The sequence below is a fragment of the Streptosporangium sp. NBC_01755 genome (assembly GCF_035917995.1).
In the GTDB taxonomy this organism is placed as follows: Bacteria; Actinomycetota; Actinomycetes; order Streptosporangiales; family Streptosporangiaceae; genus Streptosporangium.
Genome location: NZ_CP109131.1, coordinates 6,838,172 through 6,855,720, shown reverse-complemented (window position 1 = coordinate 6,855,720; position 17,549 = coordinate 6,838,172). Strand labels below are relative to the sequence as shown.

Genomic DNA, 17,549 nt, shown 5'->3' with positions numbered 1-17,549 from the left:
CGGATCCGCTCGGCCGACGGGTCAGCTCGGCCGACGGGTCAGCGGGAGACGACGAAGATCGCGACGGTGGTGCAGCTTCCGCCGATGTTGAGGGTGAGAGCGGTGCGCGCCCCCTCCACCTGGCACTCCCCCGCCTCCCCGGTGACCTGGTGGGCGGCGTCCAGGAGCATGCGGGCGCCCGTCGCGCCGACGGGGTGGCCGAGGCCGATGAGCCCACCGGAGGGGTTGACCGGCAGCGGCCCGTCGCGCTCGATCATGCCCTCCTCGATCGCCCGGTGAGCCTGGCCCGGCGGGGTCAGCCCGAGGTGGTCCAGCGCCGCGTACTCGGTGATCGTGAAGCAGTCGTGCGTCTCGATCACGTCGAGGTCCTCCGGGCCGGCGACGCCCGCGCGCCGGTAGGCGTCGAGGGCCGCCTGCCGCAGGTGCGAGAAGAGGTAGGGCCGCCCTTCGGCGAGTGCGAGCTTGTCGGCCAGCAGCATGGGCGCGCTGCGGTGCCCCCAACCGGTGATCTTCGGCAGGTCGTCCGCGGACCGGCCGTGGCGGCGCGCGTACTCCTTGGCGTACCGGGGCGAGGCGAGCAGCACGCTCGCCGCACCGTCGGTGATGCGGCCGCAGTCGTACTTGCGCAGCCGGCCCTCCACCGGGGGGTTGAGCACGTCGTCCGGGCCGAAGCACCCGTCGGGGAAGGACCAGCCGCGGGTCTGGGCCAGCGGGTTGCGCAGGCCGTTGCCGTGGTTGATCTCAGCGATGCGGGCGAGGTTCGCGCCGAGGCGCTCGTCGTCGAGGCCGTCCCGCTCGGCGACCACGTCGGCGAGCTCGGCGAACAGGCTGGGCCAGGGGAAGGCCGCGCCGACCGCCTCACGCCCGACCCAGGCGGCCGAGCCCAGGTTCTGGGCCGCCTCCTGGGGGCCGACACCGCGCATCAGCTCCACGCCGGTCACCAGGGCCAGGTCGTAGCGCCCCGCCTCGATGTCGGCCATCGCGGCCAGGGCCGCCACGCTGCCCGAGGCGCACGCGGCCTCGTGCCGGGAGGTGGGCAGCATCGCCCAGGCCGGGTCGATGGCGGCGACCATGCCGCCGAGCTGCGCCTGACCGCAGAACAGCTCGGCCGCGAGGTTGCCGACGTGCGCCACCTCGACCTCCGCCGGGTCGATCCCGGTGTCCGCCAGTGCGCCGAGCGCGCTCTCCCGCAGCAGGTCGTAGATGCCGAGCCCCTCCTTCGTCCAGTTACGGGCGAAGTCGGTCTGGTGTCCGCCGAGCACGTGGACGGTCATCGGGCCACCTCCCACGTCGAGCGCAGTTCGCGCTTGAGCAACTTGCCGACCGGGTTGCGGGGCAGCGATTCGACCACCTCCAGCCGCTCGGGCAGCTTGTAGGAGGCGATGCGGCGCTCCTTGAGGTAGTCCACCAGCTCCTCCAGGGTGACCTGCTCGCCCGCGCGGGGGACGACGAACACGCAGGCCTTCTCGCCGAGCACCGCGTCGGGGTAGCCCACACAGGCGACGTCGGCCACCTTGAGGTGCCCGGCCAGCAGCGACTCGATCTCGGCCGGCGCGATGTTCATGCCGCCCCGGATGATCACGTCCTTGGCGCGGTCCACGTAGCGCAGGTACTGCCCGGCGTCCCCGGCCAGTTCGAACACGTCACCGGTGTGCAGCCAGCCGTCCTCGTCGACCGACTCGCGGGTGGCCGTGCCGGGCAGGTAGGCGGAGAACACCGTAGGACCGCGCATCAGCAGCTCCCCGGGGCGGCCGGGCTCGGTGATCTCCTCCCCGGTGGCGACGTCGACCAGCCGGGTCCGGGTCCCGGCGAGCACCGGGCTGGGGTAGTCCACACCGGGCAGCCCGGGGCGCGGGAAGAAGCGGGCGCGCTCGACCGGGTCGGGGATCGACACCGGGTCCGACAGCAGCGCGACGCCCTCGTTGGAGCCGAAGAAGTTGATGACGGAGATGCCGTACTGTTCCTGCCAGCCCTGCACCATCGACGGCGGGAGCGGCGCGGAGCCGGAGCCGACGCGGGTCAGCGACGAGATGTCGGTGGCCGCCAGCACCTCCTTGCGCTGCAGCAGCATGGTCAGCAGCGCCGGCGGCACCAGGGTGTAGGTGACCTTCTCCGTGGCGATCTGGCCGAGGAAGACCGGCAGGTCGAACGGCTGGTGCTGCACCAGGGTGCAACCGGAGATCAGCCAGGGCAGGAAGACGCCGGCGATGCCCGCCATGTTCACCATCGGGAACGGGTTGAGCACGATGTCGTCGCCGGTGAGCGTCGGCGCGGCGGTGCAGACCCGGGCGGTGGCCAGCCAGTCGTGGTGGCAGCGGGGCACGCCCTTCGGGGTGGCCTCGGTACCGGAGGTCCAGCAGATCGTCAGGCATTCGCCCGGGTCGACGGTCAGCTCCGCGAGGTACGCCGCCAGCGCGTCCATGTCGCCCCGCGCCTCCTCCAGCGAGACCAGGCCGTCGGCGACGCCGTCGCCCCAGGCCGCCACCGTGTGCAGCCCGTCGATGTCGGCCGCCATGTCGCGGGCGATCTCGGCATTGGGTCTGTCGCCGATGCGGGTGGCGGTGACGAAGGCGCGGGCGCCGGCCAGCCGCAGCAGCTGGGACAGCTCGTACTCGCGGTACTGGACGGGGAAGGGCGTGACGACGACGCCGATTCGGAAGGCCGCGAAGAAGGTGACGCACAGCTCGACCGTGTTGGGCATCTGGACGGCCAGCACATCGCCGTGGCGAAGGCCCCGCTCCAGCAGCACCGCCGCCACCCGGTCGACCTCGGCGTCGAGCTCGCGCCAGGTGAGCCTGCGTGGTCTCCCACCGGTCAGCTCGGCTTTGTTGGGCGCGTCGACGACGGCGAGCGCGTCCGGACGCGCCGTCACCTGACCACGCAGCAGCGCGTCGACGGTGTCGTCGGTCCAGAGCCCGGACTGCGTGTAGTGGTCGACACGGCTCAGCGGATGGAGCCTTCGAGGGGTCATCGGGTCTCCCCTTGGCATGAAACTGATGATGTGACGACAGACACTATGAAAACAGAAGTCAGGGGTCAATAGCATCGGCTTCTTTCACGAGCGCCCGAACTGCCCACTCCAGGCCCGCCGACGAAACGAGCCGGATGATCCGCCGGATGATCCGCCGGATGAACCTTTCCGTCGTCGTGGAGTCGAGCCCGAGATCACGGGCGGTGTGGGCGATCAGCGCGGGGAAGAACTCTCCCCGCTCCAGGTGGACGGTCACGTTGGCCGTGTAGAAACCGGGCCTCAGTATGCGAAGGCGGTCCAGTGCGGCACGAAGCGAGCGCACTGCGGTGAGCGGGTCGAGTCCGTGGCGGCCGGCGGGAATCTCATAGGGGTCACAAGCGCCGTTTCGCAGCCGGGTGAGGGCGTCGACCCCGCGTCCAGCAGCGCGACGGCGGCCTCCCACCGGGCCTGGCTCAGCTCGGCGAACCCACCGATCTCGCCCCTCCCGCTCCCGCTCCCGCTCCCGCTCAGAGCGAACATGAGCGCGGGGAACCGGTACAGGCCCACCGACCTACCCGGATGACATTGCCGGCAGCCACAGGCGCGGCTGCCGGCGGAAAGCCCCGTGCATTCCGAGAGTTCTCGGCCATCCGAGAGCGGTGCCGGCGGCGTGGGCTTCATCGGTTCGCCTCACGCGGGGAAATGCAGGGCAACACCTGATAACGATCAGTAATCAGCTCGCCTGTGTGCGGGGCAGCTCAAATGTCTATGGAAATCCTTAGCATCAGTGTGCACCGAAGTTCACCACGCCAGTCTTGTGCACAGACCACTTGACGCAGCATAGGCGGCATAGATAAAAACGTCACAGTTTGTGCCCCAACCAGGCCGACCAGCAACCACTCGACCCACCGGTCGGGACTCCCGCCTTACCCTACCACCTGTACCTACCGACGATCAAAGGTGGACGTTACACGAAGGCCATCTATCACCGCAGGTCAGCGGCATGATCGCATGTAATTTTGAGCTTTCATGTTCAGCATTCCCGACGATGGATTATCTGGCGTAAATCATCGATTGCCACGCCCGTGAATTTTCAGAGTCAGATTCTTTAATGGAAATGAAAATCTCGAGTTACGATCACGCTTCTGACTGAAACGCATGCAAGAAGATCTACCAGGCGGAGCGGCGAGGGGTAATGTACACCGCGTCCAACTGATTGCCGGCGTTCGCGATCACTCATCCCGTCAAGGCATCAATCAACGATATTAGCCAATATCAAGTCTGTCGCCCCGTCGTACCTGAAGTACGAACATACCCAGGAGGTCTCCGTGACCACCCCGCAGCGCCCCTCAGTCTGGCATGACGTGCTCGCCGTTGGCCGGAGCATTAGGCTCACCATGTCGTCACCCGAGAACCGCGCCAAACACGCCTATGAGATCTTTCCACCGAGCACCTGGACCGCGCTGAACGAGCACAGTTCGTACCTCAATTTCGGCTACTGGCACGATGAGGCCGACACGCTCGACGACGCTTGCCAGGCGCTGGCGGAGAAGTTGGCGGACGCCGCAGGATTTCAGGAGGGCGACCGCATTCTTGATGCCGGGTTCGGATATGGCGACCAGGACTTTATGTGGTTGAAACGGCACAATCCGGCAAAGATCGTTGGATTGAACGTAACGCCAACGCATGTGCGGATTGCTCAGGCCAAGGCCCACGAACGTGGTCTGGACGATCGGCTGATCTTCCAGGAGGGGTCGGCAACCGCGATGACGTTCGAACCCGGCAGCTTCGACCGGGTGGTCGCTCTGGAGTCGGCCTTGCATTTCCGGACCAGGGACGAATTCTTCCGCCAGGCTCACCACGTCCTTCGACCCGGCGGGGTGCTCGCGACGGCCGATATCGTGCCGTTGAACACCGACAAGGCCGACCGCCGAGAGCTTTTCTCCACTTCAGTCCCCAGCGAAAACTCGTATGACAGCAACGAGTACGTTGCCCGCCTCCAGGCCGCCGGGTTCGTCAACGCCCAGTTGACCTCCATCCGCACCCACGTGTACGAACCGTGGTGCAGATGGGCGGCACGGAAGCTGGATGACCCGGCGTTTAAGCAGAGCACCACCTGGGGCTACCGCCGCTGGTTGCATCGTGAGCTGGCCGACGACACGCGCATGCGACAAAAGTTTGCCGACTTGGACTACGTCATCGCCGTCGCCGAGAAGCCGATGTGAGAGGGTGTATGAGATTTGATCAGCTGGCCGCCGGCTGTTGGATGATCGTCCATCGATGACCGGCGGGCTCGCACGCCACTGTGGTGCTGGAAAGCCGGCCGACAATGCCGCGTTGGGTCTGGTGTTGTTTGACGGTACGCGGGCCGATCCGTCCTCGGTCGATCCGGTTACGCGGGTGGGCGGCGAGGTCGCCGAGCAGGTCGTTCACGGCTTGATCGGTGTCGCCGGGGCGGCGCAGCGGGTCACCGTCACCATCCGCGCCTGCGGATGCGTTCCCTTCACAGTGAGGGGGCCGGGCCGTACGGGATGGTGCCGTTGGGGCATGGGGTGCCGGTTTTCCCGCAGGCGAAGCGGCGCCGGGGGCGTACGCCGTGGGTGGCCGAGGATGGGTAGAGCTGGGCAGCCCGCTCTTCGACGTGGTGACCGTGCTGGCCCAGGGGGTCAAGCAGCGTGAGCTGCTGGACTGGGGCGGCGCGGCGTTCCGGGTTCTGAGCGTCGCGGTCGTGGAGCCTCCGGGGTGCGAATCGGGGCGGGGCCGGTTCAGGACGAGTACCCCGGTGGTGATGAAGGGCACCGGCCGCGAGGAGTCGGGGCAGCGGACCACCCGGCAGGCGTGGCTGTTGCCGGCGGACCCGGAGTTCCCGGTGTTCTTCCAGCGCAACCTTCGGCGCAAGGCCGAGATCCTGGAGCTGGATCCCGAGGTGTCGCTGACGGAGATCTCCTGGGTGGGGTCGAAGCGTTCCTTCGCGGTTGGTCAGGGGCTGAAAGTGGGAGCGCCGATCGAGGTCGAGCTGACCGGGCCGCCGGAGACACTCCAGGCAATCTGGAGCTGGGGCCTGGGACAGGCCAACTCAGCGGGCTTCGGCTGGGTGACCGCGTGAACAAAGACAACGCAACGCCGCTGACCTGGGACTTTACCGTGGGGAGGTCCTCATCGCCCCTGAGAGGGGTCGCAAAACCTTCCGCTTGGGCTCCGACTCGCGCCAGGGTGAACGTCCTCATCGCCCTTGAGAGGGGTCACAGCATGCGGCTGAGCGCGCCTGGGCGGGCTGCGGGAGTTGCTCAGCCTGGCGATGACCGGGCTGTAGAGCATGGTGAACGGCGGCCCCGGCCTGCTTGGCGGACATTCCGGGACGCCGTGTCTCGGTGTCGGCGGAGCGTGCTGGACGGGGCGGTCACTGGATTGCCCCTGTCCAAAGGATTTCGTTAGTTAGATTTGTCATCCTTTGGGCTGTTCGGAGCTTATGTCGGGTATACCGGTAGAAATTCGCTTTCGCATGAAATCGAATTTCGCGTGGAATCGGAAGGGGGCATGGGTCATGATGAGACCCGCAAGCCTGGAGCAACACCCCGATCTCATGGAGATGCGGGCGCGGTACGAACGGGCGGGCTCCAGTTCGGTGGCGCAGGTCATCGACGGACTGGGCCTCCTGGCGGGGCTGTATCTGGCGATCTCCCCATGGGTGGTCGGCTTCAACGGCCTGTCCAGGCTCACCGTGAGCAACCTCGTCACCGGCATCGCGGTCGCCGCACTGGCCCTGGGATTCGCGTCCGCCTACGGCCGGACGTACGGGATCAGCTGGATCGTGCCGATCATCGGAATCTGGACCATCATCGCTCCCTGGGTCACCGGCTCGGCGACGACGGCCAACATCTGGAACAACGTCGTCACCGGCGTCGTCATCTTCCTGCTCGGGGTGGGAGCGGTGGCGGTGGGCTCCAAGAGAATGCCCGGTATGGGACACAAGGGAGACATGTCCCACCGCGGAGACATGCCACACAGGACAGACATACCCAACAGGCCGGACATGCCCAACCGGCCGGACTTCCCCAACAGGCCATAGGTCGACGTGGCATCGGTGCGGCGGCGAAGGACCGCCCCGCCGGTGCTGTACGGGACACCCGCCTTCAAGCCGCCCCCGTTCTAACCGCCTCCACGAGGGGCGGCGGGGGTGCACAGTCAAAGCAGCGGCATGGCGCGTGGTGGCGCCTCCACCCGGCGCGCCGTGTCCACGGCAGCGCGAGCAAGCCATACCGCCTGGGCCGGTTGTCCTAGGTGAATCGCCTGATCCGTCATGCTCGTCATCACCCGGGCAGCCGTCAGCGAGTCATTCGGGCCTCGACGATTCGCCGAACGTCGGAGAGTCCGACAATCGGCCCCGACCCCTGGTAGGCCGCTGATACCTCCGGAGTGCCATAGCTCCACGCCGACAGCCAGCTGCCGAAGGCCGCAGGTACGAACGGCAGCGCGGCCAGCACATGACGCCGCTCCGGATCCACGTCGCACCTCCACAGTCGGTCTGCCGTCTTGACCGTAGTTCCGAGTGAGAAGTCGCTGAAGTCCGGAATCAGCCAGGCTTCCGTATCGACCGGGACGGTGCCCTCGATCCACCGCTCGACCTCGGCCGGGTCCACCCCGAACACCTCGGCCATCCGCGCCCGATACACCGGACGGATCTCCTGACATCCCCGTTCCCACCGGCTCCACGTCGTCGACGACACCCACAGTGCCGCCGAGATCTCGCGCTGACTCATCCCCATCCGCCGACGCGCCCGCGCCAACTCCGGACGCCCCTCGACCAGTCCCGGCCGCAGACCGCCCTGGACCTGTTCGCCGAGAACGGCCGTGGGCTACTCCTGGTCCGCGAACTCTCCCAGGGGCACTGCCGCGCCTACGCCACGACGACCTTTGCCATCGAAGCACCGGCCAAGGCCATCGCCTTCGCCCTGCCGACCCGTTCGGGCATCCGACTGACCTGCCCGCCCCTGTTGCGCCTGGGCCGCCGTTCAGTCCGTCTCCGGCTGACGGACCCCATTGACGCGGCCGAGCGCGGCCAGGACGGATGACCTACTCGAAGAGGGTGTGCCGCTCACCGCGCCGACGTCTCCGTACGATCCGGATCCCGACCACCACGATGTCCACGACGGCGATGGCCGCCAGCACGGCCAGGGCCACGGCGAGCGCGGTGATGCCGGCCTGTGCCGCGAAGACCGCCAGAACCGTACAGACCACCAGGCCGAAGATCGCCAGAGCGAGCCGCAGATTCAGCGCGCTCTTCGGATGGTCATGTGTTCCCGACTGCTCCTTCATGAGACCACCTCCGGGGCAATACCGATCTCCCCACCTGCCCATACCTATGCAAGGGGGGCATCTCCCAGCCCTTACCCAGGACATCCCGGATCATCCATGGGGTCATGCCGACGATAAGCCTTCGCGTCAAGGGGGTGAAGCCGGGTAGGAACACAGCGTTCGCGACGTAAGGAGGGGCCAGGTGGCCGCACATCAGCTGGTCAACGACCCGCAGGAGCTCGTCACCGAGGCGCTCGAAGGACTGGAGCTCAGTCAGAGAGGGCGGCTGCGCTGGAACCGCGACCCCAGCTTCGTCATCAGGACCGACGATCGGCGGCCGTACAAGGTGGGTGTGCTGTCCGGCGGCGGCTCCGGGCACGAACCCCTGCACACCGGTTTCGTCGGGTACGGCATGCTGGACGCCGCGGTGCCGGGAGCGATCTTCGCCAGCCCCACCGCGATCCAGATCAAGGCCGCCACCGAGGCGGTCGACAACGGCCGGGGCGTCGTGCACGTGGTCAAGAACTACACCGGCGACGTGCTGAACTTCACCATCGCCGCCGAGATCTCCACCGGCATCAGGCTGGAGACCGTGCTCGTCGACGACGACCTGGCCACCGACACCTCCGTCGAGGGCGGCCCGGGGCGGCGGGGCACCGCGGCCGTCGTCGCCGTCGAGAAGATCTGCGGCGCCGCCGCCGAGCGGGGCGCCGACCTGTCCACGGTGGCCGCGCTCGGCCGCCGCGTCGCGGCCAACGCCCGGACCATGTCCCTGGCCCTGCGGGCCTGCACCCACCCCGGCCAGTCCGCACCCTCGTTCGATCTCGCCCCCGGCCAGGTCGAGTTCGGCGTCGGCATCCACGGCGAGCGGGGAATCCGGCAGATCCCCGTCGCCCCCGCCGACGAGTTGGTGGCCTCGCTGACGAATCCGGTCGCCGACGATCTCGGCCTGAGCAGGGGCGACGCGGTCTTCGTGATCGTCAACGGCCTCGGCGCCACCCACCAGCTGGAGCTGCTCACGGCCTACCGGCAGGTGACCCGGCTCCTCGACGCGCGGGGCGTGACGGTCGCCCGGCAGCTGGTGGGCTCCTACGTCACCGCCCTCGACATGGCGGGCTGCTCGGTCACCCTGATCCGCGCCGACGAGGAGCTCGTCGGCCTGTGGGACGACCCGGCGCGTACCGCGGCCCTCACCTGGTAGCACTCGAAGGAGACAGCCATGCGCGACCTCGAACCGCAGGCCGTACTGTCGTGGATCGAGCGATTCATCATCCGGATCGACGACCGGGTTCAGGAGTTGACCGAGCTGGACCGCCGCAGCGGTGACGGCGACTTCGGCACCAACATGGTCACCGCGCTCACCAGGGCCAAGGCGAAGCTCTCCCCCGCCCCCGCCGACGCCGGGGCGCCGTTCTCCAGCCTCTCGACGGCCTTCCTCGAACACTCCGGCGGTACCAGCGGGCCACTGTTCGGCATGTGGTTCCGCGAGTTCGCACTGGCCGGGCAGGGCAGTCCGGTCCTCACCACGGCCCTGCTCGCCGACGCCGCCAGGAACGGGGTGGCCACGGTCCGCAGGCTGGGCTCCGCCTCGGTGGGCGACAGGACGATGGTCGACGCCATGGCCCCGGCGATGGATGCCCTGGCCGAGGCCGCGGGGAAGGACGTCCCCGCCGTGGAGGCGCTGCGGCTGGCGGCGGAGGCGGCCCGTGCCGGAGCCGACTCCACCTCCTCGATCATCGCCCGCCGGGGCCGGGCCAGCTACGTCGGCGAGGCCGCCCTGGGAGCTCCCGATCCCGGAGCCGTCGCGGTCGCCCTGTTCTTCGAGGCCGCGGGCTGACCTGCCCGCCTCCACTCCGCAGGGGAAGCGCGGCACCGATTTCCCCGGCTTTCGTGGAGTCACTTTGGTCGACTCGCGTGCCTGAATCCTCAAGCGAGGTCAGCGTGCCCGGGAGCCGCCCCCGGAGTTCCGTCGCAAGGTCATGGCTTGCGTCTCGCCAGGTCATCTTGATTCAACGAACTACCGGCGGCTGTACACCCGGCCGGAAACGCGTGGCCGACAGGAACGGCTCTCGACGCCCACCTGGTCAGGACCTGTATCCAGCTGGATAGTACTCACCGTGCTGAATCATGCAGATAATCTGTCGACCACTGATATCGCCCCTCATCCTGGACGTCCTGTCCGACTCTTGATTCAGCTGCCGCGATAAATTATTCCTGATTGAGCCTCAAGAGGTGGACTCGTGGGCGATCGGTCAAGCGCCGTAGGGCAAATTATTTCCCCGCCGAAGGGTGGCGGGGCCCTGCGTGGGATCGGCGAGAAGTTCACTCCCGACCTGTATACCGGAACCGGGAATTTCACAGTTCCCATCACCGTTCCGCCAGGACGCAATGGACTGTGGCCAGACCTGAGACTGGCGTACGGTTCGGGCACCGGGAACGGCCCGTTCGGGCTCGGCTGGTCGCTTTCCGTTCCGGGAGTGACGCGCAAGACTTCCCGTGGTGTTCCCACCTATGACGACTCCAGGGACACATTCCTGCTTTCCGGTGCCGAGGATCTGGTTCCAGTCGGGTCGACCGGCTCCGCCATTCGATACAGGCCCAGAACCGAAGGGTTGTTCGCACGGATCGAACACATTCACGATAAGACGGACGACTATTGGGATGTCCATACCGGCGACGGCCTGATCAGCAGATATGGAAGTCGCCGTCCTGAGGATGCCGAGGCCGACTGGCGCGACCTCGCGACCATTGCCGATCCTGATCGGCAACACAGAACCTTTGCCTGGCGGCTGACCCGTACGACGGATCCGTTCGGTAACCGGATCGAGTACGTGTACGAGACCGATCCCGTTCAACGAGAGGGTTCCCGCCGCTGGGACCAGCTTTATCTGAAGGAAATCCGCTACGCGGACCACGGTGACAAGGATGATCCGCTCTTCCTTGTCGGCATCAGGTTCGTTTACGAACCGCGACCTGACATGTTCTCGGACTATCGCGCCGGTTTCGAGATCCGGACCGCACGGCGTTGCACGCGCATCGAGGTGCACACCCACCCCGCTACAGGGCAGGACATCCTGGGGCGATCGTACGAGCTCGGCTACCTCGACGACACGACGCCGAACGGGGTGTCCCTGCTGTCGCGGATCACCGTTCGCGGCCACAACGGCGACGAGACCGAGACGCTTGCCCCGATGACCTTCGGCTACACCCGATTCCAGCCTGACCGGCGGGCTCTGCTCACGGTCTCCGGATCGGATCTGCCGCTTGGTTCGCTGGCCCGGCCCGAGTTCGAGCTTGTGGATCTGACGGGCAACGGGCTTCCCGACATCCTGGAATTGGACGGGGTCGCCCGCTGGTGGCGCAATCTCGGGAACGGGCGGTTCGCGCCGTCTCGGAAGACGGCCGACATTCCTGCCGGGCTCAGCCTGGCGGACCGGGGTGTGCAGCTCCTTGACGCGGACGGTGACGGGCGCGCGGACCTGCTGGTGACAGCCGGTGCTCAGAGCGGGTACCACCCCATGTCCCTCGGCGGGCTGTGGGATCGGCGATCATTTCAGGCCTACCAGGCTGCGCCAAGCTTCGACCTGGAAGATCCCGAGGTACGGCTGGTGGACCTGGACGGCGACGGGGTCACCGATGCCGTCCGCTCCGGCGCGAGAATGGAATGCTTCTTCAACGATCCACGCCGGGGCTGGTGGCAGACCACCCAGGTCGAGCGAGGCGGGGCAGCGGAGTTCCCCGATGTCAGTTTCTCGGATCAGCGCGTGAAGCTGGCCGACATGACGGGCGACGGGCTTCAGGACATCGTGCTGATCGGCAGCGGCTCCGTGTCGTACTGGCCCGCACGGGGCCGTGGCTCCTGGGGACGGCGCATCACGATGCGGGGCGAACTCGATCTACCCGACCGGGTCGATGTTCGCCGGATACTTCTCGGCGACGTCGACGGGGACGGCCTGGATGACCTCGTGCTGGTCGGTGACACGTCGGTCACCGTCTGGATCAACCAGTCGGGTAATCGATGGGGCGATCCCATAGAGATCCCCGGCACTCCACCTGTCACCGACATGACCGCCGTGCGGCTGACCGACCTGCTCGGTACAGGCGTGCGGGGCGTTCTGTGGACCATGGACGCGGGGGCGAGCCGTACCCGGGCGTGGTTCCTGGATCTCATCGGGGGCGTCAAGCCGTACCTGCTTGAGGAGATCGACGACCGCACCGGCGCCGTCACACGTATCGGTTATGCCCCCTCCACCCGCTTCTATCTCGAAGACGAGCGTCGTCCGGCGACGCGCTGGCGCACACCGCTGCCTTTCCCCGTCCAGGTGGTGGCCCAGGTGGAGTCGGTTGACGCGATCTCCGGTGGCAGACTGACGACCGAGTACGGCTACCACCACGGATACTGGGATGGGGTCGAGCGTGAGTTCCGTGGATTCGGCCGCGTCGACCAGCGCGACACTCAGACTTTCTCCGCGCCGAAATACGGCTTGTCTCCCCCGACGGAGACTCGCGTCTGGTTCCACCAGGGGGCGGTCGGCGACGGGCACGGCGGTTGGACGGAAGCCGACCATCGTGCCGAGTTCTGGCCGGAGGACCCCCAGGCGCCGGCACGCCCCGCCGGGGTCACTCGTTTCCTGGCAGGTCTCACGCCGGATGCCCGGCGGGACGCGTTGCGGGCGCTGCGCGGACGGGTCGTGCGCACCGAGCTGTACGCCCTCGACGGAACAGCCCGTGCGATCCGGCCGTACACCGTAACCGAGCAGGTTCATGAGGTCGGCCCGCTACCGGGTGGCGTGCCCCTGCCCACCGCACCCGAGCGATGGCGGTCACGGGTGTTCTTCCCCTGGACCTCGGCGGAACGGGCCACCCAGTGGGAGCGCGGCGATGATCCTCTGCACCGGTTTCGTTTCAACGGTGACCACGACGCGTACGGGCAGCCTCGCGCGCTGACGTCGGTCGCGGTGCCGAGGGGAAGGGACTTTCGCGTCGCCGCGGCTGCGAGCGCGCCCTACCTGGCCACCCACACCATCACCACCTACGCGGTGCGGGATGACGACGAACGCTACATCACCAACCGGGTGGCCAAGACGACGACATACGAGGTCGCCAACGACGGCGGCCCCGCCCTGTCCGAACTGCTCGCCGCGGCCGGGGAGGGATCCGCGCTGGGCGAGGTGCTCGCCCAGACACTGAACCATTACGACGGGCCGGCATTCCACGGCCGGGACCTCGGCGAGCTGGGTGATCATGGCGCCTTGGTCCGTACAGAAAGGCTGGTTCTCACCCCGAAACGCTGGAAGGCCGCATACGGAACGGACTCTCCGCCCTATCTGACCGACGGCACGGCGGTGGCATGGACCGCCGAGTATCCGCAGGCGTTCCGCGACTCGCTGCCCGCCCAGGCGGGTCTCAGGTTCGAGCCCGGCGGAACCGCCGAACGGGGCTGGTTCAGCGCTGTCGAGCGCCGCCGTCTCGACGTCCACGACGATCCCGCCGGACGCGGGCTCGTCACGGCCACTCGCGATCCGCTGGGTGGCGAGATCCGTTGCGGCCATGAGTTCTCCCTGCTCATCACCGAGGTGATCGAGGAGACCGGTGGGACGAACCTCGTCACGACCGCCGAATACGATCATCGGACACTGCAGCCCGAAGAGATCACCGGCCCCAACGGCGAGCGCACCCGGTACGCCTACACCCCGCTTGGACTCCTGGAGAGCGTGGCCGCCCTCGGGCGACCGGATGAGAACGCGGGCGACACCCCGGAACAACCCGGCACCCGGTTCGTTTACGATCATCTCGCGTTCGCCGAGCGTGGCCTTCCGATATCAGCACGCACGGTGAAACGGGTCCATCACATCGCCGATCCATCCGTATCGCCCACCGAACGAGACCAGACGATCGAAACGATCGAGTTCTCCGACGGGTTCGACCGCATCGTGCAGTCGCGCGTTCAGGCGGAGGATGACACCTTCGGCGACTCCCCGTTCGGCGACTCGGGACTCCCCGCCGATCAGGGGTCCAACGCCGATGCCGTGGCCCGGACGGTGTCGGACCGCGTCGTCGTCAGCGGCTGGCGTGTCTATGACAACAAGGGCCGGGAGATCGAACGCTACGAACCGTTCTTCTCCGCCGGTCAGGACTTCGCTCCGCCTGGCGACGCGGAGAACGGCCAGAAGATCGCGATTCACTACGACCCGCTGGGCAGACCGGTGCGGACACGCCACCCGGACGGATCGGAGACGCTGATCGTTCACGGCGTGCCGCACGACCTCGCCACGCCGGAACGTTCCGCCCCGACGCCGTGGGAAACCTGGACCTACGATCCGAACGACAACGCCGGGCGCACCCATCCCGTCGCCGCGAACGCCTACGCCGACCACCACGACACGCCGGCCAGTCAGGTGATCGACGCGCTCGGCCGCACCGTCGAGGTGGTGGAGCGCAACGGAACCGACCCGGCCGACTGGCTGGTCACCCGTTCCGTCTATGACCTGAGGGGCGACCTGGTGGCTCTCGTCGATCCACTCGGCCGCACGGCGCTGACCCAGATCCACGACCTGGCCGGACACCGATTACGCATGGACGGTCTCGACTCCGGGCAGCGTCACCGGGTTCTCGACGCGGCCGGGAACGTCATCGAGGAGTCGGTCGCCGACGGGAACAAAGGCCCCCTGACCCTGTACGCCTACGACGTACGACAGCGACGAGTGCGGATGTGGGCACGTGACGCCACCCCCGAGCCCGTCACCTTACGCGAGCTGGTGATGTATGGGGACGCCGTCGACACCGGTCTTGATGACGCCGCCTCCTCGCACCTGCTGGGCCGGGTGCACCGGCACTACGACGAGGCGGGCCTGGTAACCGTCGCCGCCTATGACTTCAAGGGAAATCGCGTCACCGAAACCCGCCGCCCGGTGGCCGACAGCACCATCCTGACGGTCTTCGACCCGCCACCGGCCGACTGGCGGGTCAGCACCTGGCGGATGGACTGGGAGCCACCGCCGGGCAACACCCTCGCCCAGCACGCGGCGGCACTTCTCGATCCCGAGGATGCCGCGCTGCGCACCACGACGACCTTCGACGCGCTGAACCGTCCCCGCGTGATCCGGCACGAGCGAGGAGCCGCCGGCCCGGCCGCCGAGCTGACCCACGCCTACAACCGGGCCGGAGCGTTGGAAGGGCTGGAGCTCAACGGGGCCACGCTCGTCAGGCGCATCGCCCACAACGCCAGGGGGCAGCGGGTCCTGATCGCCTACGGCAACGACCTGATGACCCGCTGCGCCTACGACCCCGTCACCTTCCGGCTCTCCCGGCTGCGCAGTGAGCCGTTCACGGTTCTCACCGACGGTGACCATCACCCGGCCGGAGCCCCCTTACAGGACCTGAGCTACTCCTACGACCTGGCGGGTAATCTGCTGCGACTCCGCGACCGTACGCCGGGCAGCGGCGTCCCCGGCCGGCCTGCTCTCGGCGGCATCAACGCACAGAACTGGCTGAACCGGGACTTCACCTACGAACCCATCTACCGGCTCAGCACGGCCAGCGGCCGGGAGGCGGCCCTGCCCGGCGCTCCTGAACCGTGGCTCGACACGCCCAGAGGCATCGATCCGACCGCCACCCGTCCTTACCTGGAGAGCTACCGGTACGACGCCGCGGGCAACCTACGTGAGCTCCGTCATCGAGCAGGTCTGCCCCAGCAGGGAGTGACCACCTTCGTCCGGCGATTCCAGCTCACCGGCACCGATCCCGACCAGCCGGACGACAACCGCCTCCGCACCGTCAGCTCAGGCCAGACGACCACCGACTACGCCTACGACGCGGCCGGGAACCTCGTCGGCGAGACGCTCTCCCGGTGTCTGGAATGGGACCATGCCGACCGCTTGCGCTCCTTCCGCAACCAGGACGGCACCGGCGAGCCCACACCGTACGCCCACTACCTGTACGACAGCGCCGGGCGCCGGGTGAAGAAGATCGTCCGTGAGCAGGGCGGCACCGTGCGGACCACCACGTACGCGGGCACCGCCTTCGAACACCACGGCACACTCCGGGCCGGTCAGCTGACCGACGAGCACACGCTCGTTCATGTCATGGACGGCCGCCACCGGATCGCGATCGTCCGCCTCGGCCCCGCCCCCGCGGGCGACCACACCCCGGCGACCACGTATCACCTGGGTGACCATCTCGGCAGCGGCAACGTGGTCGTGGATGACACCGGTCAGTGGATCAACCGGGAGGAGTACACCCCCTGGGGCGAGACCAGCTTCGGCGGCTTCTTCCGCAAGCGCTACCGCTTCACCGGCAAGGAGCGCGACCTGGAAAACGGCCTCAATTATCACGGCGCCCGCTACTACGCCCCGTGGCTCGGGAGGTGGGTCTCTCCAGATCCTTCAGGTCCAGCAGACCACTTGAATCTCTACCAGTTCGTCAATGCGAACACGCTCAGGAATATCGACGAAGATGGGCGGGGGGAAACAGACGTAGATCGCTCCAGGTCTCGCGTGATCCGCTGGGCCGAGGGTCGAGTTGACAACGGCCAGCAAAAATCTGAGAAGCAAAATCTCGAACAACACCTGAACGCCTTACCCAAGCCTGCCGGAAGCGCTCCACCCTCACCTGCAGCGCGGCGATCCGGTGGATCCACCTCTCCTGGAATCCCCATATACGGGCCCGAACTTCCAGGCGACTTCATAAACTCCGGCGGCTTGCCGATCGGCGCTTCACCGGGTCCGGCCTTACCGTCGATGGGAAGCAGGAGAGGAATCAGGATCGGCGCCGCTCTCGATATCATCGGGGAATTGAACAGATGGGCCGAGATCAGAGAGGGTTTCAAGAGATTCGATACGGACTGGCAGAAATTCTGGCGCAATGAATGGTACAGCAAGTCCATCAGAATAATCCGCGGCCCGACATCGGGTGCCACGGCGGGAATCGAAGGCAATCAGTCCGGTCTGGAGGCCGCACGCCCAGGAAGGCCTTCTCCCTACCAGGGGAAGTTCCTCTATATTGACGAGCTAATCTCCCGAAGCAGTACTCCTGACTCCCTGAAGGGCATCAAGTCCTTTTTGGACAAGGCCCACCATGGCTGGCAGACCAACCATCCGGATAACATCGCAAAAGGCGGCGCCTCACTGCTGACAAATGATCGGTGGGAGCCACTATCCGATGAGGAATATCAAGACATATCCGCACATATTGACGTCAAAATTCATCTGCTTGAGAACAATCAAATGGGCGGCGTGTCACCAGCGGGTGATTATCCGTTGCCGCAGGTCAACGCATTCGGCCGTGGATGAGAACCGACACGGAG

Annotated in this window: 12 protein-coding genes; 6 read left to right on the top strand and 6 right to left on the bottom strand. The window is 67.1% G+C overall.

Going from position 1 to position 17,549, the window contains the following annotated elements; genetic code table 11:
- Positions 1-38 precede the first annotated feature (38 nt).
- The 3 genes from OG884_RS31610 to OG884_RS31600 are packed head-to-tail and all read right to left on the bottom strand — an operon-like array spanning position 39 to position 3,227.
- Positions 39-1,274 carry an acetyl-CoA acetyltransferase gene (locus tag OG884_RS31610; protein ID WP_326638964.1) on the bottom strand — a complete coding sequence of 412 codons (1,236 nt, stop codon included), beginning with the start codon at positions 1,272-1,274 and terminating at the stop codon, positions 39-41.
- On the bottom strand, positions 1,271-2,971 hold the full coding sequence (locus tag OG884_RS31605; RefSeq protein ID WP_326638962.1) for a class I adenylate-forming enzyme family protein: 1,701 nt from the start codon (positions 2,969-2,971) through the stop codon (positions 1,271-1,273). Before OG884_RS31605 ends, OG884_RS31610 begins: the two co-directional genes overlap by 4 nt.
- Positions 2,972-3,029: 58 nt before the next feature.
- Positions 3,030-3,227, bottom strand: a complete 198-nt coding sequence (locus OG884_RS31600) for a hypothetical protein (protein WP_326638960.1) — start codon at positions 3,225-3,227, stop codon at positions 3,030-3,032.
- A gap of 1,051 nt (positions 3,228-4,278) precedes the next feature.
- On the opposite strand from OG884_RS31600, the gene OG884_RS31595 reads away from it, so the two are divergent.
- The gene (locus tag OG884_RS31595) at positions 4,279-5,175 is read left to right on the top strand and encodes an SAM-dependent methyltransferase (RefSeq protein WP_326638958.1); all 897 of its coding nucleotides are present in this window, start codon (positions 4,279-4,281) and stop codon (positions 5,173-5,175) included.
- A 19-nt stretch (positions 5,176-5,194) separates the two neighbouring features.
- On the opposite strand, the gene OG884_RS31590 is transcribed toward OG884_RS31595, so the two are convergent.
- A complete protein-coding gene (locus tag OG884_RS31590) occupies positions 5,195-5,383 on the bottom strand; it encodes a hypothetical protein (RefSeq protein WP_326638956.1) in 189 nt (62 codons plus the stop codon).
- Positions 5,384-5,546: 163 nt separating this feature from the next.
- Here OG884_RS31590 and OG884_RS31585 point away from each other — a divergent pair, with 163 nt between their 5' ends.
- Together OG884_RS31585 and OG884_RS31580 are read left to right on the top strand one after the other, a co-directional pair.
- Positions 5,547-6,056: a CRISPR-associated endoribonuclease Cas6 gene (locus OG884_RS31585; RefSeq protein WP_326638955.1), complete on the top strand. Its 510-nt coding sequence runs from the start codon at positions 5,547-5,549 to the stop codon at positions 6,054-6,056.
- Between the two features lie 438 nt (positions 6,057-6,494).
- The gene (locus tag OG884_RS31580) at positions 6,495-7,019 is read left to right on the top strand and encodes an SPW repeat protein (protein WP_326638953.1); all 525 of its coding nucleotides are present in this window, start codon (positions 6,495-6,497) and stop codon (positions 7,017-7,019) included.
- Positions 7,020-7,275: 256 nt separating this feature from the next.
- Here the strand turns inward: OG884_RS31580 and OG884_RS31575 are convergent, their stop codons facing one another.
- Both OG884_RS31575 and OG884_RS31570 read right to left on the bottom strand, forming a co-directional pair.
- Complete coding sequence (locus tag OG884_RS31575) at positions 7,276-7,737, bottom strand: helix-turn-helix domain-containing protein (protein WP_326638952.1); 462 nt, start codon at positions 7,735-7,737, stop codon at positions 7,276-7,278.
- A gap of 286 nt (positions 7,738-8,023) precedes the next feature.
- A complete protein-coding gene (locus OG884_RS31570; protein ID WP_326638950.1) occupies positions 8,024-8,266 on the bottom strand; it encodes a DUF6343 family protein in 243 nt (80 codons plus the stop codon).
- Between the two features lie 181 nt (positions 8,267-8,447).
- On the opposite strand from OG884_RS31570, the gene OG884_RS31565 reads away from it, so the two are divergent.
- From OG884_RS31565 to OG884_RS31555, 3 genes are all read left to right on the top strand, one after another.
- Entirely contained in the window at positions 8,448-9,446 is a 999-nt protein-coding gene (locus tag OG884_RS31565) for a dihydroxyacetone kinase subunit DhaK (protein ID WP_326638948.1), read from the top strand.
- An 18-nt stretch (positions 9,447-9,464) separates the two neighbouring features.
- Positions 9,465-10,082, top strand: a complete 618-nt coding sequence (dhaL, locus tag OG884_RS31560; protein ID WP_326638946.1) for a dihydroxyacetone kinase subunit DhaL — start codon at positions 9,465-9,467, stop codon at positions 10,080-10,082.
- 403 nt (positions 10,083-10,485) lie between these two features.
- Positions 10,486-17,535 carry a SpvB/TcaC N-terminal domain-containing protein gene (locus OG884_RS31555; protein WP_326638943.1) on the top strand — a complete coding sequence of 2,350 codons (7,050 nt, stop codon included), beginning with the start codon at positions 10,486-10,488 and terminating at the stop codon, positions 17,533-17,535.
- Positions 17,536-17,549 lie beyond the last annotated feature (14 nt).